This window comes from Streptomyces sp. Tu6071 (assembly GCF_000213055.1).
Taxonomy (GTDB): Bacteria; Actinomycetota; Actinomycetes; order Streptomycetales; family Streptomycetaceae; genus Streptomyces; species Streptomyces evansiae.
This window is the reverse complement of sequence record NZ_CM001165.1, coordinates 4,486,012-4,506,979: the sequence shown is the minus strand read 5'-3', so window position 1 is coordinate 4,506,979 and position 20,968 is coordinate 4,486,012. Positions and strand designations below refer to the sequence as shown.

Sequence of the window (20,968 nt, the reverse complement as noted above, 5' to 3'; positions counted from 1 at the left end):
CCCTTACGTAAAGGTAGAGTGTGGGCGCTCCCCCGCCCCTCTCGTCCCCCGACAGGTACCCGTGACCTCTTCGCCCGGCCTCGCGGACGCGCTCCCCGACGACACCGCGCCCGTCGCCGCAGTCCCCTCGGGCCCCGACCCCTCGGGCCCCGGCCCGCGCCGCCGGTTCCTCCCCGCCTGGTGCTCCGACCCGCGCGTGTGGCGCACCGAGGTGCTCGCCGGGCTCGTCGTCGCGCTCGCGCTCATCCCCGAGGCGATCTCCTTCTCCGTCATCGCGGGCGTGGACCCGGCCGTGGGCCTGACCACGTCCTTCACGATGGCCGTGACGCTCGCGCTCGTCGGCGGGCGCCGCGCGATGATCTCCGCCGCGACCGGCGCCGTCGCCCTCGTGACCGCCCCGCTCAACCGCGAGCACGGCTTCGGCTACCTCGTCGCGGGCGTGATCCTCGCCGGGGCCTTCCAGGTCGTGCTGGGCGCGCTCGGCGTCGCGAAGCTCATGCGGTTCGTGCCGCGCGCGGTGATGACCGGCTTCGTCAACGCGCTCGCGATCCTGATCTTCCTGGCGCAACTGCCCGAGCTGCGCCACGTGCCGTGGGCGGTGTACGCCCTCTTCGGGGCCGGGCTCGCGCTCATGGTGCTGCTGCCGAGGCTGAGCCGGATCGTCCCCGCGCCGCTCGTGTCGATCGCCGTGCTCACCGCGCTCACGGTGGGCGCGGGCATCGCCGTGCCGACCGTGGGCGACAAGGGCGCACTGCCGTCCTCGCTGCCGACGCCGGGGCTGCCCGACGTGCCCTTCACGGCCGAGACGCTGCGGATCGTCCTCCCGTACGCGTTCGCCATGGCGCTCGTCGGGCTCATGGAGTCGCTCATGACCGCGCGCCTCGTCGACGAACTGACCGGGACACCGTCGTCGAAGACGCGCGAGTCGGTCGGCCAGGGCGTCGCCAACGTCGTCTCCGGGCTCCTCGGCGGCATGGGCGGCTGCGCGATGATCGGCCAGACGATGATCAACGTGAAGGTCTCCGGGGCCCGCACCCGCGTCTCGACCTTCCTCGCGGGCTCCTTCCTCATGGCGCTGTGCCTCGCGCTCGGGCCCGCCGTCTCCGAGATCCCGATGGCGGCGCTCGTCGCGATCATGGTGATGGTCTCGCTCACGACCTTCGACTGGCGCTCGATCACGCCGAGGACGCTGCGCCGCGCACCCGTGGGCGAGAGCGCCGTCATGGTCCTGACGGTCGCGGTCGTCGTCGCGACGCACAACCTCGCGATCGGCGTCGTGTGCGGCACGTGCCTGACACTCCTCGCGCGGCGGTACGGCTGGTGGGGGGCGGCGCGGCGCGGGGACTGAGGCGGCGCGGGGACTGAGGCGCGGGAACTGAGGCGCGGGGGCGGGCGGTAGCAGGGCGGTAGGCGCGGCGGAGCGCCGCGTGACCGGGTGCGGTACGGGCGGCGGGGCGCCACGTGACCGGGTGCGGTACGGGCGGCGGGGGCGGCCTGTGGCCGGGCGGTACGGGGGCGGAGGGGGCGCGTAGCCCGGCGGCACGGGGGGGGTGGAGGGGGGCCCATAGTCAGGCGGCACGGGGGGCGGGGCGGTCCGTTACGCGTACGGTCCTCCGCCCGCGACCCCGTACCGCCCCGCCGCCCCCGCCCCGCTCCCGAGTTGCCGCGCCCCGCCGCGCGTAGAGCATGGGAGAGGTGAGCGCGCACCCGAGGGACCCGTACCCGCGGGGCGGAGCGGCCTACCTCCGCCACCCCGCCCTCCACGCCGACCTCCTCTGCTTCGTCGCCGAGGACGACCTGTGGCTCGCCCCGCTCCCCGCCCCCGGCGCGACGGAGCCCTCCCTCGCCCGCCGACTCACGGCGGACCGCACGAAGCTGAGCCACCCCCGCTTCTCCCCGGACGGCGCGCACCTCGCCTTCGTCTCCTGGCGCAGCCTGGACCCCGAGATCCACCTCGCCGAGGTCGCGGGCGACACCCCCGTGCGCCAGCTCACCCACTGGGCCGGGCGCGACACCCGCGTGTGCGGCTGGAGCCCGCCCGACGCGGACGGGCGCAGCGACATCCTCGCCGTCTCCTCGCAGGGACAGCCGTTCTCGTACTTCGCCTGGGCCTACAAGGTCCCCACCGACGGCTCCCCCGGCGGCCCCCTCCCCTGGGGCCCCGTCGCCGCGCTCGCGCAGCGCGGCCACGACGGCGACGAGCGCACCCTCCTGCTCACCGGCACGCCCCCGCACGAACCGGCCGCCTGGAAGCGCTACCGGGGCGGCGCCACCGGCCGCCTGTGGCTGCACGGCGAACGCCTCCTCGCCGACCTCGACGGGCACCTCGACTGCCCCATGTTCGTCGGCGACCGCGTCGCCTTCCTCTCCGACCACGAGGGCGTGGGCAACGTCTACTCCTGCCGCCCGGACGGCTCCGGCCTGCGCCGCCACACCGACCACGACGCCTTCTACGCCCGCAACGCGGCGAGCGACGGCGAGCGGATCGTCTACCAGTGCGCGGGGGAGCTGTGGCTCGTCGACGACCTCGCGCCCGACGCGGTCCCGCGCCGCCTCGACATCCGCCTCGGCGGACCCCGCTCCGGCCGCCGCCGCCACCAGGTCCCCGCCGCGCGCCACCTCGACGCCGTCTGCCCCGACGAGACGGGCCGCGCGAGCGCCGTCGCGGTGCGCGGCAGCCTGTACTGGCTCACGCACCGCGACGGGCCCGCCCGTACCCTCGCGGACACGCCGGGCGTCCGGGTGCGGATGCCGGTGCTCTACGGGGGCGGGGGCTCGGTCGCGTACGTGAGCGACGCGGGCGGCGCCGACGGCATCGAGATCGCCCCGCTCCCCCGCGCGGGCACCCCGGGCCCGGTCCGCCGCTGGGCGCACGGGCGGCTCGGACTCGTCGAGGAACTGGTCGCCTCACCGAAGGGCGACCGGCTCGCCGTCGCGACACACGACGGACGGCTCCTCCTCGTGGACCCGCCGGTCACGGGGAGCGGGTCGGCGGGTGGGGGCGATGCGGAGGCGGGGGACGCTGACGAAGGCGGGGCGGGGGAGGCCGGGGAGGCTGAGCGGGCCGAGGGGGCTGGGGCGGCCGGGGCGGCAGAGGGGGCCAGGGCGGCAGAGGGGGCTGAGCAAGACGGGAGCGCCGAAGCCGCCAAGTCTGCCGAGTCCGCTGAAGCCACCGAATCCGCCGAAGGCCCCGAGCCCGAGTCCGCCGAGACCCCCCAGTCCTCCGAGCCCTCCGTGCCCTCCGAGCCCCCCGAGGCGCGGGTCGTCGAGGTCGTGCGGTCGTTCAACGGGCCCGTGCGGGATCTCGCGTTCTCGCCGGACGGGGCGTGGCTCGCGTGGTCGCACCCGGGGGTCGGGCGGAGTCTGCGGCAGATCAAGCTCGCGCGGATCAGCGAGAGAGAAGGACCGTTCTCCCTCATCGACGTGACCGACGGGCGGTTCGAGGACGAGAACCCCGTCTTCACGCGCGACGGCCGCTACCTCGCCTTCCTCTCCTGGCGCGGCTTCGACCCCGTCTACGACGTGCACACCGGCGACCTCTCCTTCCCGCTCGGCTGCCGCCCCCACCTCGTCACGCTCTCCTCCGCGACCCCCTCGCCCTTCGCGCTCAGCGCGGACGGCCGGCCGGCGGCGGGCGGCCTGGACCCGGACGACCGCGCCTCGGGATACGAGGGCGTCGTCATCGTCGAGGCCGAGGGCCTCGCGAGCCGCGTCACGCCCTTCCCCGTACCGGCGTCGAAGTACTCCTCGCTCTCCCCCGTCGCGGGCGGCGGCCTCGTGTGGCTGCGCTGGCCCATCTCGGGCGCGCTCGGGCAGACCTTCGTCAACCCCGCCGACACCTCCAGCCGCCCCACGCTCGAACACTTCGACCTCGCCCGCGCCCGCCGCACCCAGCTCGTCGACCACATGGACGCCTTCGCCGTCAGCGGCGACGGCAGCCGCCTCGTCGTCGTGGACGACGGCGAACTGCGCGCCGTCCCCGCCAACGACCTGCCCGACGACGCGGGCACCTCGTACATCGACCCGCGCCGCATCCTCCACGAGGTCGACCCGCCCGCCGAGTGGCGGCAGGCGTACGACGAGGCCGGACGCGTCATCCGCGCCTACTTCTGGGACCCCGGCCTCAGCAACATCGACTGGGACGCCGTCCTCGACCAGTACCGCCCCCTCCTCGACCGCGTCGCCTCCCCCGACGAGTTCGCCGACCTGCTCCGCGAGGCGTACGGCGAACTCGGCACCTCGCACGCCTACGTCACCGCCGCCCGCCGCAGCGAGGGCCCGCCCCACTACCAGCGCGCGCAGGGCCTCCTCGGCGCCGACTTCACCTGCCGCGACGGGGCCTGGGAACTGCGGCGCATCCTGCCCGGCGAGTCCTCCGACCCGCGCGCCCGCTCCCCGCTCGCCGGTACGGGCATCCGCGAGGGCGCCGTCCTCACGCACGTCGACGGGCGTCCGGTGGACCCCGTGACCGGCCCCGCGCCGCTCCTCGCGGGCGCGGCGGGTACGAGCGTCGAACTGACCTTCGCCAGCACCACCGGGGGCCCGCCGCGCCGCGTCGCCGTGCTCCCCCTCGTCGACGAGCGCCCGCTGCGCTACCACGACTGGGTCGCCAAACGACGCGCCGTCGTCAGGGAGTTGAGCGACGGGCAGTGCGGCTACCTGCACATCCCCGACCTCGGCGGCTCCGGCTGGGCGCAGTTCAACCGCGACCTGCGCCTGGAGATGTCGATGCCCGCGCTCATCGTCGACGTGCGCGGCAACGCGGGCGGCAACATCAGCGAACTCGTCCTCGAGAAACTCACGCGCCGCATCATCGGCTGGGACCTCACGCGCGACGCCATGCCCGTCTCGTACGCGTCGAACGCCCCGCGCGGCCCCCTCGTCGCGCTCGCCGACGAGGCCACGTCCTCGGACGGCGACATGATCACGGCCGCCTTCAAACTCCTCGGCCTCGGCCCCGTCGTCGGACAGCGGACCTGGGGCGGCGTCGTCGGCATGACAGGCCGCCACCGGCTCGTCGACGGCACGGTGGTGACGGTCCCGATGAACGCGGCGTGGTTCGACGCGTACGGCTGGGGCGTCGAGAACCACGGCGTCGACCCCGACGTCCCCGCCCTGCGCACCCCCCTCGACTGGGCCGAGGGCCGCCACGCCCAACTCGACGACGCGGTCTCCCTCGCACTGGACCTCCTGCGCTCCCAACCCCCCGCGGAACCCCCCACCGTGGCAACCGTCCCGGACCGCGCCCGCCCACAACTGCCGAAGCGGGGGACGCGGGCGGGGGCGGGGGGTTCAGCGGGAGGGGGGCCGGGGGCGCCAGGACCGGTGGAGCGGGGCTCGGGGGCGCGAGGAGCGGCGGGGCGGGGGTCTGCAGGGCGAGGCTCGGCGGGGCAGGGAGCTGCGGGGCGAGGCTCGGCGGAGCAGGGTTCGGCGGGCTCAGAGGCGCGGGGGTCCGCGGGGCCAGGCTCGGCGGAGCAGGGAGCTGCCGGGCGAAACTCGGCGGAGCAGGGTTCGGCGGGCTCAGAGCCGCGGGGGTCCGCGGGACAAGGCCCCGCAGGGCGGGGTTCCGCGGGGCGGGGTTCCGCGGGGCAGGGAGAGGGGACGGCGCCCGAGTCGGCCTAGCGGTTCTGGGCCGCTTCGAGGTCGCCCACCCGGGCCGATCCCCGCTCGTGCCACCAGTCCGGGCACATGACATCGGCCGACGCGGGCAGATCACGGCGCAGGTCGGCGCGTCCCTGCGCGATGTCGCGGCCCAGGTCGCGCCCGACGGCCTCGTCGGCGCGGTGGAGTTCGGCCCAGTCCGCCTCCGGACGGTCCGACGTGCGCACGAGTACATGCTCACCGGCCTCGACGGGTTCGTCCCCCGACTCCCGCGCGGAGGCGACCAGCACCCGCAATGGCGCCTCCCGCAACGCGGCCCCCGGCGCGGCGGGCTTGTACCAACGCGTCACCCGCACGGTCAGCCACACGGACATCCCCTCGTCCTTCGCCGGTCGCGTCCGCACGACCTCCCCCTCGACGACGTACGGCGAGCAGGCGAGCGCCTGCGTACGGCTGAGCCCCCGATCCGGCTCCTCACCGGGCGCCGCCCGCACGGCGAGAACGACGAGCGCGAGGGGAGCGGCGAGGGCGAGGAGGACGCCGAGTCGCCGGAGGCGGGGGCGCGAGGGGCGGGGGCGCGAGGAGCGGGGCTGACGGGGCGGAGAGGACAGGCGCGACGCGCGGGGCAGACGGGGCAGGAGGTGCAGGCGCGACGGGCGGGGCAGACCGGGCATAAGGGGCTGGCGCGACGGGCGAAGTAGGCACGACGGGCGGGGTGGGCGCGACCGACGGGATGGGCGCGGGTTGGCGGTCACGGGCTCCTCCTCCGGCGGCGGCGTTTACCCCATGACGGAGGAGCGAGGCAGAACGTTCGTTACGCGCGCCAGCGCAGCCGGACCGGATGAGGCAGAACGTTCGTTACGCGCGCCGACGCAGCCGGACCGGATGAGACAGAACGTTCGTTACGCATGTCCGCGCAACGAACGTTTTGCCCGATGGCGGCCACCAACCGGCGAGCGCAGAACGAACGTTCTGTCTTGCTGGACCGGAGGCGGCGGTGCGGAACGAACGTTCTGTTCCCCCGCCTGCTCGGCTCGCAGGTGGCCGGAACGAACGTTCTGTCTGCTGCGGGCTCCGCACCAGAACGCCCGCATACGAGCGCGGCGGCCGACCGTTCCCGGTCCGCCGCCGCGCCTCCACCGCCCTCCATCGCCCACGCACCGCCCGCGCGCTCAGCCGCGCACGCGCACCGCGCGGACGCCGGTGTCACTTGTCGTCGTGACCCATCTTCCCCCGCAGGTCATCGGCCGTGTCCTGGCCCTTCTCGCGGGCCTGGTCCGGGGCGTCGGACGACTTCTCGGACGCCTGATCCTTCGCGTCCTTCGCCTTCTGCTTGAGCTGCTCGGCCTTGTCCTGGAACTGGTCCTTGATGCCCATGTAGCGCTCACTCCTCAAGAGGGGTGGGGAAGAGAAGGGGGCGCCCCTGACGAACGCCCCGTCCCAGCCTGGCACGGGCGGACCGGCCCCGCATGTCGATCAGACGCCGCCCCTGCTCCGCTCGTCGGCCGCCCCACCGGCCCCCACCAGACCCTTCGGCACCTGCGCGAGCCGCTCCCCGTACCGGGCGACCTCGTGCGCGCCGACCGTCCCGATGAGCATCGGCAGCGCGCCCCGTACCGACTGCATGTGCCGCAGCCACCACTGCCCGTACACGTGCGCCGAGCGCCGCTCGATGCCGTGCAGGATGCGGTCGACGGCGGGGCTCAGCGGATACGTCTTGTTCGCCGGCCACGGCAGCCGGGAGCGCAGTTCGCGCATGACGTCGTCCTGGTCCGCGCCGCGCACCATGTCGGTGTCGGTCCAGCTCAGGTAGGCCACGCCGACCTTCACACCGAGGTGCCCGACCTCGGCGCGCAGGCAGTGCGCGTACGCCTCGACCCCCGACTTCGACGCGCAGTAGGCGCTCATCATCGGGGCCGGGGTGACGGCGGCGAGCGAGGCGACCTGGAGCAGGTAGCCGCGGCTCTCGGCGAGCAGCGGCAGGAAGGCGCGGGCGGTCGCCGCCGCTCCGAGGAGGTTCACCTCGATCACGCGCCGCCAGGAGTCGGGGTCGGAGTCCATGAAGGGGCCCCCGGTCGCGACCCCGGCGTTGGCGACGACGATGTCGACCTTCCCGAACCGTTCCTTCACCTCTGCGGCGACCTGGGTCATCGCGGCCTGGTCGGTCACGTCCGCGTACCAGTGGTCGCTGTCCGCGTACAGCCGTGTGGACAGGTCCTTGAGCGCCTCGGGCTCCAGCCCCACGAGCGCGACGCGGACCCCGTGCGCGGAGAGCTTGCGCGCGAGCAGCTCACCGACCCCGCGCGCGGCCCCGGTGACCACCGCGACCTGCCCCTCCAGAGGGCCGGGGCGCCGACGGCGGTCGGAACGCGAGGTGAGAGGACGGCCGGTGCCGGGCGGCTGGGTGCTCATGCGGACTCCTTGGCGGTCTTGGCGGCGCGCTTGGCGGGGGACGTGGCAGCGGGCGCTGCGGCGCCGGACGCGCCGGAACCGGCAGCGGCGCCGACGACTGACGGGGCCTCGGCCGCAGCCGCTTCGCCCGCCACGACGTACGTCGTGACGAGGTCCCGTATCGCTCCCGTCACCGCTGCCGGGCCCTCCATCGGCGTCATGTGGCCGAGGCCCGGGAGGGTCGTGAGCCCGAGGGAGTGCGGCAGCGACTCGTCCATGAGGCGGGCGTGCACGGGCGGCGTGAGCTTGTCGGCCGAGCCGACGAGGACGGCCGTGGGCGCCTCGATCGCGCGCAGCCCCGCCTCCTCGTCGAAGGCTTCGAGCACGCGCGACCACCCGTACCGCACCGGGCTCGGGCAGGCGTGCACGATCCGCGCGCAGGCGTCGACCTGCTCGGGGCTCGCGCCCGGCCCCATCACCCCGTACTTGAGAACCTTCTTCCCGACCGGCGTCACGGGCCCGAGCGGCGCGCGCGCCCCGAGCACCGCGCCGGTGAGCCGCCTGCGAAGGGGGCTCTTCGACAGCGGGAGGACGGTTGCCTCGCCGACGAGCCGGGCCGGGCCGGTGGAGCAGAGCAGCACGGCGGCGGCGTGCTCGCGGAAGGCGGGGCGTTCGGCGGCGGCCATGAAGGTCATGCCGCCCATGGAGTGCCCGGCGAGCACGGCGGGCTCGCCGGGGCCGAGGGTCGCTTCGAGCACCGCTTCGAGGTCGTCGGCGAGCGCCTTCGGGCTGTACCCGAGGGGGCCGAGCGGCGCGGGGCTGCGACCGTGGCCGCGCTGGTCGTAGGCGATGACGCGGTGGTCGGGGGCGAGCGCGCGTATCTGCGCCGCCCAGAAGGCGATCGAGCAGGTCCAGCCGTGCGCGAGCACGACGGCGGGCGCGTCCTCGGGCCCGAAGACCTCGACGTGCACGAGCGAGCCGTCCGCCGAGACGACGCGCGGTTCGCGTACGGGCGCGGGCGGCACGTACGTACCGCGCACGGCGTGACCGGGGCTCCTCAGCAGCGGACTCATGCGGCTGCCACCTCCTGCGCGTCCTGGGCGTCCTTGGTGTCCTTGGTGTCGTCGTCGGCGGTACGGGCGGTGCCTGCGGGGTCCGGCGCGGAGCCCGTGCGCGGGGGCCGCCGTACCTCGTACTCCAGGAGGTCCACGCGCCGGGTCGCGGCGCGGAACTCGGCCGTCGTACCGGGCCAGATGGTCGTGTTGCGCCCCGAGGCGTCGAGGTACCAGCTCGTGCACCCGCCGGTGTTCCACACCGTGCGCTCCATACGGGTCTGGACGCGCTCGTTCCAGGCGTCGACCGAGGCGGGGCGGGGATCGAGCGCGGTCCCCGGGCCGAGCACGTCGAGCTGGCGGAGGTAGTCGGCGAGGTAGTTCAGCTGGGCCTCGATCATGAGGATCATCGAGGAGTTGCCGAGCCCGGTGTTGGGGCCGATGACGGTCATGAAGTTCGGGAAGCCGCTCGCGGTCGCGCCGCGCAGCGCGGCCATGCCGTCCTTCCAGTTCTCGGCGAGCGTGTGCCCGTCCGCGCCCACGACGCGCTCGGCGATCGGCATGTCCGTCACGTGGAAGCCCGTGCCGAAGACGATCGCGTCGACCTCGGCGGTCGAACCGTCGGCGGCGACAAGGGTGTTGCCCCGGATCTCGCTGAGCCCGGAGGCGACGAGGTCCACATTCGGCCGTGCCAGGGCCGGGTAGTAGGCGCTGGAGAGCAGGATGCGTTTGCACCCGATGCGGTACGAGGGCGTCAGCTTCGCGCGCAGCGCCGGGTCCTTGACGGACCGGTGCATGTTCGCCTTCGCGAGGCGTTCCACGAGCCCGAGTTCGTCGGGCCGCTTCGTGAACGCCTGCACCTGGAGTTCGCGGATGCCCCACAGCGCCGCGCGGCGGGCGGCCGTCGTGAAGGGCAGCGCGCGGTGCAGCCGCCGCTCCAGACCGCTCACCTCGCGGTCCATCCGGGGCATGACCCAGGCGGGCGTGCGCTGGAAGAGCGTGAGCCGCTCGACCTCGGGCTGGATCGCCGGGACGATCTGGATCGCCGAGGCGCCCGTACCGATCACCGCGACGCGCTTGCCGCGCAGCTCGTAGTCGTGGTCCCAGCGGGCCGAGTGGAAGACCTTGCCGGGGAAGGTGTCGAGCCCGGGGATGTCCGGGATCTTCGGGTCCGAGAGCGGCCCGGTCGCCGAGACGACGACATCGGCGGTGTACGGCCCCGAGGCCGTGTCCAGTTCCCAGCGCATCCGCTCGCCGTCCCAGCGCATGTGCCGCACCTCGCTGTCGAAGCGCAGGTGCGGGCGCAGGCCGAAGGTGTCGGCGACGCGCTCCAGGTAGGCGCGGATGTGCGGCTGGCCCGAAAAGGTGCGCGGCCACTCGGGGTTGGGCGCGAAGGAGAAGGAGTACAGGTGCGAGGGCACGTCACAGGCGCAGCCCGGATACGTGTTGTCGCGCCAGGTCCCGCCCACGGAGCCCGAACGCTCCAGGACGACGAAGTCGGTCACCCCCTCGCGCCGCAGCCGCACGGCAGCGCCGAGCCCCCCGAACCCCGAACCGACCACGGCCACCCGCACATGGGTGCCGCTGCTTGTCTTCGCCATCGAGCCGCCTCCCGCACTCTCCCGACGATGCTGCCAGCAATCACTGGCACGGTTGGAGCGTAGAACAGACCCGTACTCATGGGTAGGGGTCGAACGCGACTTGTTACCGCCGGTACGAATTCCCTCCGGGGGGGGGAGCGGCGCGGGGATGCCCGCGGGCGGGCGGACCCCTCGGCGGGCGGGGGCGCTCCTCGGCGAGCGGGGGGCTCCTCGGCGGGCGGGGGGGCTCCCCGGCGGGCGGGGGGGGCTCCCCGGCGGGCGGAGCGGCGCGGAGACGGCGTTCGGTGGGCGTGGCGGCGCGGAGGCATCTATCCGCAGGAGGGGCCGCGCGGGGACGGCGTTCGGCGGCGGGGGAAGCCCCCCGGCGGATCGGGCGGACGGGGCGGCTTTCGGCGAGCGGGCTGCGCGGAGACGTCTATCCGCAGGAGAGGCTGCGCGGGGATGCCCCTCGACGGCGGGGGCATGGACAGCATTCGGCGGGCGGGACAGGGACGCCGTTCGGCGGGCGGGACAGGGACGCCGTTCGGCGGGCGGGACAGGGACGCCGTTCGGCGGGCGGGGCGGCGCGGCGACATCTATCCGCAGGAGCGGCGGGGATGCGGCTCGGCGGGCCGGGCGGGGCGGTGTTCGGCGGGCGGGGGGATGCCCCCTCGGCGGGCGGAGCGGGGATGCGCCTCGGTGGGTCGGGCGGGCGGGGCGACATTCGGCGAGCGGGCAGCGCGGATACGCCTGTCCGCAGGAGGGGCGGCGAGGGACGCACCTGAGCGGGCGGGGTGGGGCGGGGACGCTCCCCGGTCGGCGGCGCGGGGACGGCGTTCGACGGGCGGGCGGAGCGGGCCGACGTTCGGCGGGCGGGCGGAGCGGGCCGACGTTCGGCGGGCGGGCGGAGCGGGCCGACGTTCGGCGGGCGGGCGGAGCGGGCCGACGTTCGGCGGGCGAGGCGGCGCGCAGGCGCCTCTCCGTAAGAGGGGCTGCGCGGAGACGTCTCCCCGGGACGGGGCGGGGCGGAACGGAGCGGGGGCACCTCTTTACAGAGGGCCGCGCGGAACCATCCCCGGGGCCGGGGAACGGCGGAAACGACGAAGGGCGGGCGGGCGCCCACGCCCACCCGCCCGCCACCGCGCCTTCCGACGCGAGGTGAACCGCCGTCAGCCGACGATCTCAGCCCGCTCGATGACCACATCGTCCTTCGGGACGTCCCGCATCCCGTTCCGGACGCCGGTCGGCACGACCTTGATCCCGTCAACCACGTCCTGCCCCTCGACGACCCTGCCGAAGACCGCGTATCCCCAGCCCTGCACGTTCTTGCCGCTGTGGTTGAGGAAGTCGTTGTTCGCGACGTTGATGAAGAACTGCGCCGTCGCCGAGTGCGGATCGCTCGTACGGGCCATCGCCACGGTGTACTTGTCGTTCGTCAGCTTGTTGTCCGCCTCGTTCTGCACGGCACCCCGCGTCGGCCGCTGCACCATCTTCGCGTCAAAACCACCGCCCTGGACCATGAAGTTGTCGATGATCCGGTGGAAGATCGTCCCGTCATAGTGGCCGTCCTTGACGTACTGGACGAAGTTCGCCACCGTCTGCGGCGCCTTCTCCTCATCCAGCTCCAGCACGATGTCCCCGCGATTCGTGATCAGCTTCACCTGCGTCATACGGCTCTCCTTCGGTGCATCCGGAACAATCCCCGCATTGTGCCAGCGTGGGGGTGGGGCCCCCTCCCCCCTCCCCCACCCCGCCCCACCTCCACCACCCCTCCACCCCGCATAAGGTGCGCCACGTGGACGAGCACCCGACGACCGAGCCCACCCCGGCACCCAAGCCCACCCCGGCGCCCACCCCCGCACCGGGCCCCACCCCTGCGGCGCCCCGGGCAAGCACGCCGACCCCAGCCCCGGACCCCACCCAGGCGACGCCCTCGGCAGACACACCGACCCCGACCTCCGCCCCGACCCCGGCGACGCCCCCGGCCCCCACCCAGGCCAAGGTCCAGGCCCCAGCCCCAGCCCCAGCCCCAGCCCCAGCCCCAGCCAGGGAGTACCGCACCGCCGAGCTGGCCGAGGCCGCCGGCATCACGACCCGCACCCTGCGCTTCTACCGCGAACGCAAGCTGCTCGCCGCGCCCCGCCGCGAAGGCAGGATCGCCTGGTACAACGAGCACCACCTCGCCCGCCTGCGCACCATCGCGGCGCTCCTGGACCGCGGCCACACCCTCAACGGCATCGCCGAACTCGCCGAAGCATTCGAGCACGGCAGGGACGTCGCCGATGTCCTCGGCGTCGGCGAGACCCCGACGGAGGAGACCCCGGTCCGCCTCTCACCCGAGGAACTGGCTGACCACTTCGCGGGCGAGGTCACCCCGGAGAACCTCGCCGCCGCGCTCGACCTCGGCTACCTCGCCGTCGACGGGGACGCGATCGTCCACATCAGCCGCCGCCTCCTCGACGTCTCCACGACCCTGGTCCGCGAGGGCGTCCCGCTCGCCACCGTGCTGGAGGCCGGCCGCCAGGTCCGCGTCCACGCCGAAGCCCTCGCCACCCTCTTCCTGGAGACCCTCCGCCCCCACGCGCTCGCCACCGACTCCGCCAAACTCCGCCCGCTCGCCAAAGCCGTCGTGGACGCCGAACTCTCCCTCGCCCTCGACCGCCGCCTCACCGACCCGGCCCCGGACCACGAACCCGACGCCCCCGCCGGACCCACCCCCGAGACCCCACCCACCTCACCCCCTCCTGCCTGACCACACCGACCGAACCCGCCTCCGCACCCGAACCGAAAGACGCCCCCGACCTCGGACGAACCCCGTACCCGGGCAAGGCACCGAACCCCACCCGACCCTGACCCCGGACCCCGACCCGCCACCCCAGCCGCTCTTCCCCTCTCCTCCCTCCCCCTCTCCCACCCCCTCCTCACATCTCGTACGTCACCGTCACCGGCGCGTGGTCGCTCCACCGCTCCTCGTGCGTCGCCGCCCTCTCCACCTCCGCCTTCAGCGCCCGCCCGGCGAGCCCCGCGCTCGCCATGTGGTAGTCGATCCGCCACCCCGTGTCGTTGTCGAAGGCCCGCCCCCGGTACGACCACCACGAGTAGGGCCCCTCCACCCCCGCGTGCTGGGCGCGCACCACGTCCACGTAGCCGCCGTCCGCCGGGTCGAGCACCCGCGACAGCCACTCCCGCTCCTCCGGCAGGAAGCCCGCGTTCTTGCGGTTGCCCCGCCAGTTCTTCAGGTCGGCCTCGGTGTGCGCGATGTTCCAGTCCCCGCAGACCAGCACCTCGCGCCCCTCCGCCGCCGCCCGCTCGCGCAGCTCCTTGAGGTAGGTGAGGAACTCGTCCATGAAGCGGTACTTCTGCTCCTGCCGCTCGGTCCCCACCTCACCGCTCGGCAGGTACAGGCTCGCCACCGTCACACCCGGCAGGTCCGCCTCCACGTACCGCCCGGAGCCGTCGAACTCCGCGCTGCCGAAGCCCGTCCGCACCCGGTCGGGCTCCCGTCGCGTGTAGAGCGAGACCCCGGCCCTTCCCTTGTCGGCGGCCGGCGCGTGCAGGCTGAACCAGCCCTCGGGGCGGGCCACCTCCTCCGGCAGCTGGTGGGCCTCGGCCCGTACCTCCTGGAGGCACAGCACGTCCGCCGAGGTACCCGCCAGCCACTCGGTGAAGCCCTTCTTGGCCGCGGCACGCAGCCCGTTCACGTTCACACTCGTCACGATCAGCACACTCAAAACCCTAGAGCACGCGCTCGGACATTCGTCCGGAGTTATCCACAGATGCGACCAGCGGTACGATCATCCTCATGCAGATCCGCCCCGTCCCGTACGACCACCCGGACGCCGTCAAGCTCAACGACCAGGTCCAGCTCGAATACGCCGAGCGCTACGGTGACGACGGCGACATGACCCCGCTGGACGCGGCGATGTTCACCCCGCCGCGCGGCCTCTACCTCCTCGCCTACGACGAGCGCGAACGCCCCGTCGCCACCGGCGGCTGGCGGCGGCAGGACACCAGCGAGGAGGGGTACACGGACGGCGACGCCGAGCTGAAGCGCATGTACGTGGTCCGCGAGGCCCGTGGCCTCGGCCTCGCGCGCCGCATCCTCGCGCTCCTGGAGGAGGACGCCCGCGAGGCCGGTCGCACGCGCATGGTCCTGGAGACCGGCACGATGCAGCCCGAGGCCGTCGCCCTCTACCTCTCCAGCGGCTACACCCCGGCCCCCGCCAAGTTCGGCCTCTACCGCGAGTACGACACGAGCCTCTGCTACGTGAAGCCCCTCCACCACTGACGGCGACGGTCCGCGCGCCGCCCCGGAGACCGCACCACACCCGAGCCCCGCGCTACCCTCCGGGCCCGCGTCACCTCCAGCCCACGTCCCGCTCCGCCGGGCCTCCTCGCTCCACGGCGGGAACCCGCATCACCCTCCGGCGGAAACCCGCATCACCCTCCGGCGCCCCGCACCGCCCACCGTCAGCTGCCGGACCACCCCCTTCCGTCTCCCTCACCCCCGCCGCCATCCCCCCGCGGCGCCGACCGCGGAAACCCGATGGTCGTGGTGCCGAAGTCCCGCCCCTGCACGACTAGGCCGCCGTGCACGGTGCCGCTCACCGAGTTGTACGTGTCGCCGCTCCCCGTACGGCTCCGCTCCGGCGCCAGTTCGTCGAGCAGGGCGCGCAACTCGCCCGCAGCCTCCGGGTGCTCGCGCAACGCCCGGCGGAACCGCAGCCGCCACGCCGCCTCGACGTCCTCGGCGATCTCACGGTCCTCGCCCGCGTCCACGAGATCCGCCCGCGCCTCCTCCAGCTCGGCCTCGACCCGCTCCACCTCCCCCGCGCCGTCGTCCCCGCGCGAGAAGAACCGCGCCACCCGCTCCCTGACGGCCGTCCACCCGTCGGCGACCATCAGACCGACGAGCGCGCTCGCCCCCTCACCGGCCAGCAGACTCACGTCCATCGCTACCTCTTCCCCCATGCCGGAAACCGTGCCGGAGCCCGTTGCCTGGACCGGCTCTCCTACGTCGTCCCACCGTAGGGAGAACGGCGGGCGCCGGACAGACCACCAGCGGCCGAGCCCCACCGCCCGGCGCCCCGCACCCGCGGACCGCCCGAAGTGCCCCCACCCTAAAGTCCCCCACCGACAAAGGCTCCTGATTAGGAGAAACCCGCACGTCACAGGGCAGACCAATGTCAGCCGGGCGCCCTCGGCGGCGGCCGCCGCGTCCGGCCCGTACCCCTTTGTCGGACCCGTCGCCTAGGGTGTGGGCACGCCGGGGACGTGGGGTTCCTGGCGGCCGGGGCGTGACACGGGGGAGCACGATGAACGACGGCCGGTACGCAGAAGAAGGCGCGCCCGCGCGCGTGCGCCGCCCCTTTCCGGGGATCTCACCACGGGCGTACGAGCACCCCTCGGACCGCTCGGCGCTCGTCGCCCTGCGCCGCCTGACCGGATTCGACACGGTCTTCAAGGCGCTCAGCGGCATGCTCCCCGAGCGCAGCCTGCGCCTGCTCCACCTCTCCGACTCGGTACGGGTGGACGAGGAGCAGTTCCCCTCCCTGCACGTGATGGCCGTCGACGCCTGCCGCATCCTCGACGTGGAGCGTCTCCCGCCGCTCTTCGTGACGCAGGACCCACGACCACAGGCGATGTGCGTGGGGATGGACGAGCCCGTCATCGTGCTGACGACGGGCCTCGTCGAGCTGCTCGACGAGGAGGAGATGCGGGCCGTCATCGGCCACGAGGTGGGGCACGCGCTCTCCGGCCACTCCGTGTACCGCACGATCCTGCTGTTCCTGACGACCATGGCACTGAAAGTGGCGTGGATACCGCTGGGCGGCGTGGCGATCAACGCGCTCGTCGCCGCGCTGCGCGAGTGGTTCCGCAAGTCGGAGCTGTCCGCCGACCGCGCCGGGCTCCTCGTCGGCCAGGATCTGGACGCTTCGCTGCGCGGCCTCATGAAGCTCGCGGGCGGCAAGCACCTGTCCGAGATGAACACCGCCGCTTTCCTGCGCCAGGCCGAGGAGTACGAGGCGGGCGGCGACCTGCGCGACTCGGTGCTCAAGATCCTCAACGTGCTGCCCCGCTCGCACCCCTTCACCACGGTCCGCGCCGCCGAACTGCACCGCTGGGCCGCGACCCGCGACTACCAGCGCCTCATGGACGGCCACTACCCCCACCGCGAGGAGGACGCGAGCGCCAAGATCGGCGAGTCCTTCCGCCAGTCCGCGAGCGCCTACGCCCACGACGTACGCACCAGCAAGGACCCCCTCATGCGCCTCGCCACCGACTTGGCCGGCGAGGCCAACAGCCTCACGAGCAAGGCCCGCTCCCGCCTCTCCGGCCTCTCCCCCGCCGCCCCGACAAGGACGACAAGCCGGGCTACGACGAGAGCGCGCACTGACACCCTCGCGGGAAGGCCCCGGCCACCCGGACCCGACCAGCACGCCGAACAACCCCGCACAGGAAAAGACCCCACACGGGCAAGGGCCCCGCACACGCGAGGCCCCGCACACGCAAAAGATCCCGCCCGATCATCAGATCGGACGGGATCTCGTGAACCCTTCCCGAGCGAACTCGGGAACAGTTGTCTGTGGACCTGAGGGGATTCGAACCCCTGACCCCCTCGATGCGAACGAGGTGCGCTACCGGACTGCGCCACAGGCCCTTGCGACGAGTGAAACTCTAGCACCCCCGAAGGGGTGCTCGGTAATCCGTTCCGCACAGGTCAGGAGCCCCGGCGCGGTCACCGGCTCACTCGCCCGCCGCGCGGCGCGGGGGCTTCTCCTCGTACTGGTCGAAGAGCGGGGTGTTGCGGCGGCGCCCGCGCGTGCGGCGCGAAGGACGGGACTCGACGGGCTGCTCGGGCTCCGGCCGCGGAGTGGGTTCCGCGGAGGTGGAGCGGGCGGAGGACCAGACGTCGGGGGCGCCCAGGTCGACGTCCTGGGTCGCGCGCGGGGCGACGGGCGCGGTCACGTACGTCGGCAGGGGGACGGGTACCGGATCCCAGCCCGCGCCGCGCGGCTCCCTGCCCGGGGCGCGCTGCTGGTCGACCCACTCCGCGTGGTCCGTCTGCTCCACCAGGGCGCGGCGGCCCGCGGCGAGCGCGGAGGCGTCGGGGTGCCCGGCGGGCTCGGGCCGCCGCGCCTCCTCGGCGGCGGCGCGGCGCGCGGACGCGTCGGGCTGCGGAGCCACCGGCTCGGTCGGACGGTCGTCGGCCGCGGGGCGACGCTCGGGCGCCGGACGACGCTCGGGCGCCGAACGCCCTTCGTGGGCGGGCCGCCGCTCGGGAGCCTGGCGGCGGTCGGGCGCGGGACGGCGGTCAGGCGCGGGACGGCGGTCAGGGCCAGGGCGCCGCTCGGCCGCCGGATGCCGTTCGGCCGCGTGATGCCGTTCAGCCGCCGGGGCGTGATCCTCGGTCCGTTCGCCGCGGCCGTGGTCGCGCAGGCGGGCGGCGGCGTCCTCGGCGCGGCGGCGGTCCATCGTGTAGGCGAAGCGGCGGCGTTCCTGGCCGCGCAGGTAGGCGATGTACGAGCTGAGCAGCACGGCCGGGACTGCGGGCACCCACAGGAAGCCGAGCCCCCACACGGCCGCGGCGACCGAGCCGAGCGTGAAGACGAGGAAGAGCAGCACGGTGGTGCGCCGGCGGCGGGCGAGCACGCGGGTGCGGCGGGCACGCGCCTGCACTTCGGCGGCACCCGGGCTCCACACGGTACGAGGCCGCTCATCCCGCACCGCCTCGGGCTCCGCCGGGACCCGTGCCGCCTCAGCGTGCCGGGTCTGCTCGCGTCCGCGCGGCTCCTCGGCGACCGGCTCGCGCACGGCCTCCGGGGGCGACGACGCGGCGGGCGAAGGGCCGGGCGAGGCGGGGTGCGGGGCGGCGGGCGGCTGCTGCGGGGTCTCGCGCAGCACGGTCCTGGGCGCGGCGAAGGCGCGGACGTCGACCGATTCGGTCGGCTCCGCTTCGCCCGCGAGGGCCTGCGCCGGTTCGCCCGGGGCGCGCTCCCGCAGCTCCTTGGCGTAACGGCGTTCCATTCCCGCGCGTCCGGACAGCAACCGGATGGCGGTACTGAAACGTTCCGTCGGACGGGCCTCGTTCAGCTCGTCCTGCCTGCGGAGCCACATGGGCACCAGATAGGCCGCCCAGGCCCCGACGATGACTGCGTAAATGAGGCCACTGCTGCTCACCTCTCACACGGTAGAGGGGTTTTCGCCGGGCGATCCGCCAATTGAGTCGGTGTGTCGCACGAACCGACTGATAACACGGGCATTTTTAGGAACGATCCGATCAGCGGAAAGGCATGAATGGTATGTAAGGATCAGATCACCCTTCCATTCGAATAACTTTTCGAATTACGAGGAGGGGCTTTTCCATTCCCCCCGCTCGCCCCGCGCCTCACCTCGCGCGTCACCCCGTCCGTCGCCCCGCCGCTCCCCCTGTGAGCTGCGCCGGGACCGCCACCGGGTCAGCAAGCCGTGCGGTACTTCCTCCGCCGTCAGCGCGAAGACGAGATGGTCGCGCCAGCCGCCGTCGATGTGCAGATAACGGGGGCGCAGGCCCTCCTCGCGAAAGCCGAGTTTCTCCACGACGCGGCGGCTCGGTCCGTTCTCGGGGCGGATGCAGACCTCGATGCGGTGCAGGCCCATGCGGAAGAAACAGTGGTCGACCGCGAGCGCCACGGCGGTCGGCATGACGCCCCGTCCGGCGATGTCCTGATCGACCCAGTACCCGACGTGCGCCGAGCACATCGAGCCCCAGGTGACCCCGGCGACCGTCAACTGGCCCACCAGGCGCCCCTGGTACTCGATGACGAAGGGCAGCATGCGGCCCGCCTTCGCCTCCGTGCGCAGGTGCCGCACCATCTGGCGGTAGGTCGGGCGGTGCGTGATGGGACCCGAGGGGGTCGGGGGCGGGATCGTCGCCTCCCAGGGGCGCAGCCAGTCGCGGTTGCGCCGGTTGACCTCGCGCCAGGCGCTCTGGTCGCGCTGTCTTATCGGGCGCAGGGTCACGTCGCCCTCCGTCAGCACGACGGGCCACGTGGACAGATACCCGTTCAGCTCGGGCTCCCGGCGTTCTCGGCGGGGCCGGAGGTGCCCGGCCCCGGGTGGGTGCCGGCACCGGTCTGCCCCGGTGCCGGGCGGTGGTCGCCGCCGTGGATCTGGTCGACGGCGTGCGGCAGCCAGCGCTCCAGGACGGCGAGTCCGTCGCGGACCCCGCCCGTGGAGCCCGGCAGGTTCACGACGAGGGTCGTCCCCGCGACCCCGGCGAGCCCGCGCGAGAGCGCGGCGCTCGGGACCTTGCCGAGCCCCTCGGCGCGGATCGCCTCGGCGACGCCCGGGATCTCGCGGTCCAGGAGGGCGCGTGTCGCCTCGGGCGTGAGGTCGGTGGGCGTGAGCCCGGTGCCGCCCGTCGTCACGACGACGCCGTAGCCGGTCTCGATCGCGGCCCGCAGGGCGGCCTCCACGGGTGCCCCGTCCGGCACGACCTGCGGGCCCTCGGTCGCGAAGCCCCAGGCCCGCAGCGCCTCGGCGATCAGCGGCCCGCCGCGATCCGGGTAGACCCCGGCCGCGGCGCGGTTCGACGCGGTCACGACGAGGGCGGTACGGGCTCCGAGCGGGGTACGGGGCGCCGCCTCGCGCGGACGGCCCCGCTCGGCCTCGCCCGTACCGGCGGACTGCCCGTCGCGGTGCCAGTCGCCCGACTTGCCGCCCGTCTTGGTCTCGACGCGGATGTCGGTGATGGTCGCGGCCTTGTCGACGGCCTTGACCATGTCGACGACCGTGAGGGCGGCGACGGAGACGGCGGTGAGGGCCTCCATCTCGACGCCCGTGCGGTCGGCGGTGCGGACCGTGGCGGTGATCGCGACGGCCTCGTCCGTGACCTCCAGGTCCACGGTCACGCCGGAGAGGGCCAGGGGGTGGCACAGCGGTACGAGGTCCGGGGTGCGCTTGGCGCCCATGATCCCCGCGATGCGGGCGGTCGCGAGGGCGTCGCCCTTGGGCAGGCCCTCGCCGCGCAGCAGGGCGACGACCTCGGGGGTGACGAGGACGCGTCCGGTGGCGCGTGCGGTGCGGGCGGTGACGTCCTTGCGGGTCACGTCGACCATGCGGGCCGCGCCCGAGGAGTCGAGGTGCGTGAGCCCGCCGGACGGCGGGTCCGCGGGCTCGGGGGCGGCGGCCCCCGCGGGCGTGGCGGTCATGAGGCGAAGTGCTCCCGTTATGGGCTCGCGGGCGTCCCGCGCGGGCCGGTGTCGGGCAGACACGGTACTCGCCCGAGCCCGGTGGAATCAGGGCAGCACCGGTCCCGGGGCGCCCCACGCGCCGCGCGGACCCGCCCCGTACCGGAGCCGT

At 74.3% G+C, this 20,968-nt stretch carries 16 protein-coding genes and 1 tRNA gene; 5 read left to right on the top strand and 12 right to left on the bottom strand.

Translation table 11 applies throughout. The features are described 5' to 3' along the window. Positions 1-61 precede the first annotated feature (61 nt). Both STTU_RS18780 and STTU_RS18775 read left to right on the top strand, forming a co-directional pair. Entirely contained in the window at positions 62-1,348 is a 1,287-nt protein-coding gene (locus STTU_RS18780) for a SulP family inorganic anion transporter (RefSeq protein ID WP_007825724.1), read from the top strand. A 338-nt stretch (positions 1,349-1,686) separates the two neighbouring features. Then, the gene (locus tag STTU_RS18775; protein ID WP_007825722.1) at positions 1,687-5,622 is read left to right on the top strand and encodes a S41 family peptidase; all 3,936 of its coding nucleotides are present in this window, start codon (positions 1,687-1,689) and stop codon (positions 5,620-5,622) included. Here the strand turns inward: STTU_RS18775 and STTU_RS18770 are convergent. The 6 genes from STTU_RS18770 to STTU_RS18750 form a co-directional block, all read right to left on the bottom strand. Further along, positions 5,619-6,275 carry a hypothetical protein gene (locus tag STTU_RS18770; RefSeq protein WP_234019264.1) on the bottom strand — a complete coding sequence of 219 codons (657 nt, stop codon included), beginning with the start codon at positions 6,273-6,275 and terminating at the stop codon, positions 5,619-5,621. The two genes, STTU_RS18775 and STTU_RS18770, sit on opposite strands and share 4 nt — an antisense overlap. Before the next feature lie 532 nt (positions 6,276-6,807). Further along, a complete protein-coding gene (locus STTU_RS34980; protein ID WP_199785029.1) occupies positions 6,808-6,978 on the bottom strand; it encodes a hypothetical protein in 171 nt (56 codons plus the stop codon). Positions 6,979-7,077: 99 nt separating this feature from the next. Beyond that, the gene (locus STTU_RS18765) at positions 7,078-7,941 is read right to left on the bottom strand and encodes an SDR family oxidoreductase (protein WP_043257537.1); all 864 of its coding nucleotides are present in this window, start codon (positions 7,939-7,941) and stop codon (positions 7,078-7,080) included. Positions 7,942-8,009: 68 nt separating this feature from the next. Next, positions 8,010-9,065, bottom strand: coding sequence for an alpha/beta fold hydrolase (locus tag STTU_RS18760; protein WP_043255674.1), 1,056 nt, complete (start codon positions 9,063-9,065; stop codon positions 8,010-8,012). Beyond that, positions 9,062-10,645, bottom strand: a complete 1,584-nt coding sequence (locus STTU_RS18755; RefSeq protein WP_007825714.1) for a flavin-containing monooxygenase — start codon at positions 10,643-10,645, stop codon at positions 9,062-9,064. The genes STTU_RS18760 and STTU_RS18755 overlap by 4 nt, the downstream gene beginning before the upstream one ends. Positions 10,646-11,793: 1,148 nt before the next feature. Continuing rightward, positions 11,794-12,294, bottom strand: a complete 501-nt coding sequence (locus STTU_RS18750) for a peptidylprolyl isomerase (protein WP_007825712.1) — start codon at positions 12,292-12,294, stop codon at positions 11,794-11,796. A 398-nt stretch (positions 12,295-12,692) separates the two neighbouring features. Here STTU_RS18750 and STTU_RS18745 point away from each other — a divergent pair, with 398 nt between their 5' ends. Then, the gene (locus tag STTU_RS18745) at positions 12,693-13,376 is read left to right on the top strand and encodes a MerR family transcriptional regulator (RefSeq protein WP_052862524.1); all 684 of its coding nucleotides are present in this window, start codon (positions 12,693-12,695) and stop codon (positions 13,374-13,376) included. Positions 13,377-13,545: 169 nt separating this feature from the next. Here the strand turns inward: STTU_RS18745 and STTU_RS18740 are convergent, their stop codons facing one another. Next, positions 13,546-14,349: an exodeoxyribonuclease III gene (locus STTU_RS18740; protein ID WP_007825706.1), complete on the bottom strand. Its 804-nt coding sequence runs from the start codon at positions 14,347-14,349 to the stop codon at positions 13,546-13,548. A 77-nt stretch (positions 14,350-14,426) separates the two neighbouring features. Between STTU_RS18740 and STTU_RS18735 the strand changes: the two genes are divergently transcribed. Beyond that, complete coding sequence (locus tag STTU_RS18735; RefSeq protein ID WP_007825704.1) at positions 14,427-14,912, top strand: GNAT family N-acetyltransferase; 486 nt, start codon at positions 14,427-14,429, stop codon at positions 14,910-14,912. A 182-nt stretch (positions 14,913-15,094) separates the two neighbouring features. Here STTU_RS18735 and STTU_RS18730 read toward each other — a convergent pair whose 3' ends face one another. After that, entirely contained in the window at positions 15,095-15,595 is a 501-nt protein-coding gene (locus STTU_RS18730; RefSeq protein ID WP_007825702.1) for a hypothetical protein, read from the bottom strand. 344 nt (positions 15,596-15,939) lie between these two features. Here STTU_RS18730 and STTU_RS32260 point away from each other — a divergent pair, with 344 nt between their 5' ends. Next, positions 15,940-17,220, top strand: a complete 1,281-nt coding sequence (locus STTU_RS32260) for a M48 family metallopeptidase (RefSeq protein WP_007825701.1) — start codon at positions 15,940-15,942, stop codon at positions 17,218-17,220. On the opposite strand, the gene STTU_RS18720 is transcribed toward STTU_RS32260, so the two are convergent. The 4 genes from STTU_RS18720 to moaCB form a co-directional block, all read right to left on the bottom strand. Continuing rightward, positions 17,212-17,285, bottom strand: a tRNA-Ala gene (locus tag STTU_RS18720). The genes STTU_RS32260 and STTU_RS18720 overlap by 9 nt on opposite strands. A gap of 86 nt (positions 17,286-17,371) precedes the next feature. Then, entirely contained in the window at positions 17,372-18,805 is a 1,434-nt protein-coding gene (gene glpR, locus STTU_RS18715) for a gephyrin-like molybdotransferase receptor GlpR (RefSeq protein WP_007825700.1), read from the bottom strand. Positions 18,806-18,970: 165 nt separating this feature from the next. Next, the gene (locus STTU_RS18710) at positions 18,971-19,645 is read right to left on the bottom strand and encodes a GNAT family N-acetyltransferase (RefSeq protein ID WP_007825699.1); all 675 of its coding nucleotides are present in this window, start codon (positions 19,643-19,645) and stop codon (positions 18,971-18,973) included. A 26-nt stretch (positions 19,646-19,671) separates the two neighbouring features. Then, positions 19,672-20,817 (bottom strand): bifunctional molybdenum cofactor biosynthesis protein MoaC/MoaB, encoded by a 1,146-nt coding sequence (gene moaCB / locus STTU_RS18705; RefSeq protein WP_007825698.1) that lies wholly within the window; start codon positions 20,815-20,817, stop codon positions 19,672-19,674. Positions 20,818-20,968 lie beyond the last annotated feature (151 nt).

Bases quoted from the DNA above. Each gene is read 5' to 3' on its own strand.
- STTU_RS18730 (WP_007825702.1), bottom strand. From the start codon at position 15,595: ATGGGGGAAGAGGTAGCGATGGACGTGAGTCTGCTGGCCGGTGAGGGG.
- STTU_RS18750 (WP_007825712.1), bottom strand. From the start codon at position 12,294: ATGACGCAGGTGAAGCTGATCACGAATCGCGGGGACATCGTGCTGGAG.
- STTU_RS18735 (WP_007825704.1), top strand. From the start codon at position 14,427: ATGCAGATCCGCCCCGTCCCGTACGACCACCCGGACGCCGTCAAGCTC.
- STTU_RS18755 (WP_007825714.1), bottom strand. From the start codon at position 10,645: ATGGCGAAGACAAGCAGCGGCACCCATGTGCGGGTGGCCGTGGTCGGT.
- STTU_RS18760 (WP_043255674.1), bottom strand. From the start codon at position 9,065: ATGAGTCCGCTGCTGAGGAGCCCCGGTCACGCCGTGCGCGGTACGTAC.
- moaCB (WP_007825698.1), bottom strand. From the start codon at position 20,817: ATGACCGCCACGCCCGCGGGGGCCGCCGCCCCCGAGCCCGCGGACCCG.
- STTU_RS34980 (WP_199785029.1), bottom strand. From the start codon at position 6,978: ATGGGCATCAAGGACCAGTTCCAGGACAAGGCCGAGCAGCTCAAGCAG.
- STTU_RS18775 (WP_007825722.1), top strand. From the start codon at position 1,687: ATGGGAGAGGTGAGCGCGCACCCGAGGGACCCGTACCCGCGGGGCGGA.
- STTU_RS18770 (WP_234019264.1), bottom strand. From the start codon at position 6,275: ATGCCCGGTCTGCCCCGCCCGTCGCGCCTGCACCTCCTGCCCCGTCTG.
- STTU_RS32260 (WP_007825701.1), top strand. From the start codon at position 15,940: ATGAACGACGGCCGGTACGCAGAAGAAGGCGCGCCCGCGCGCGTGCGC.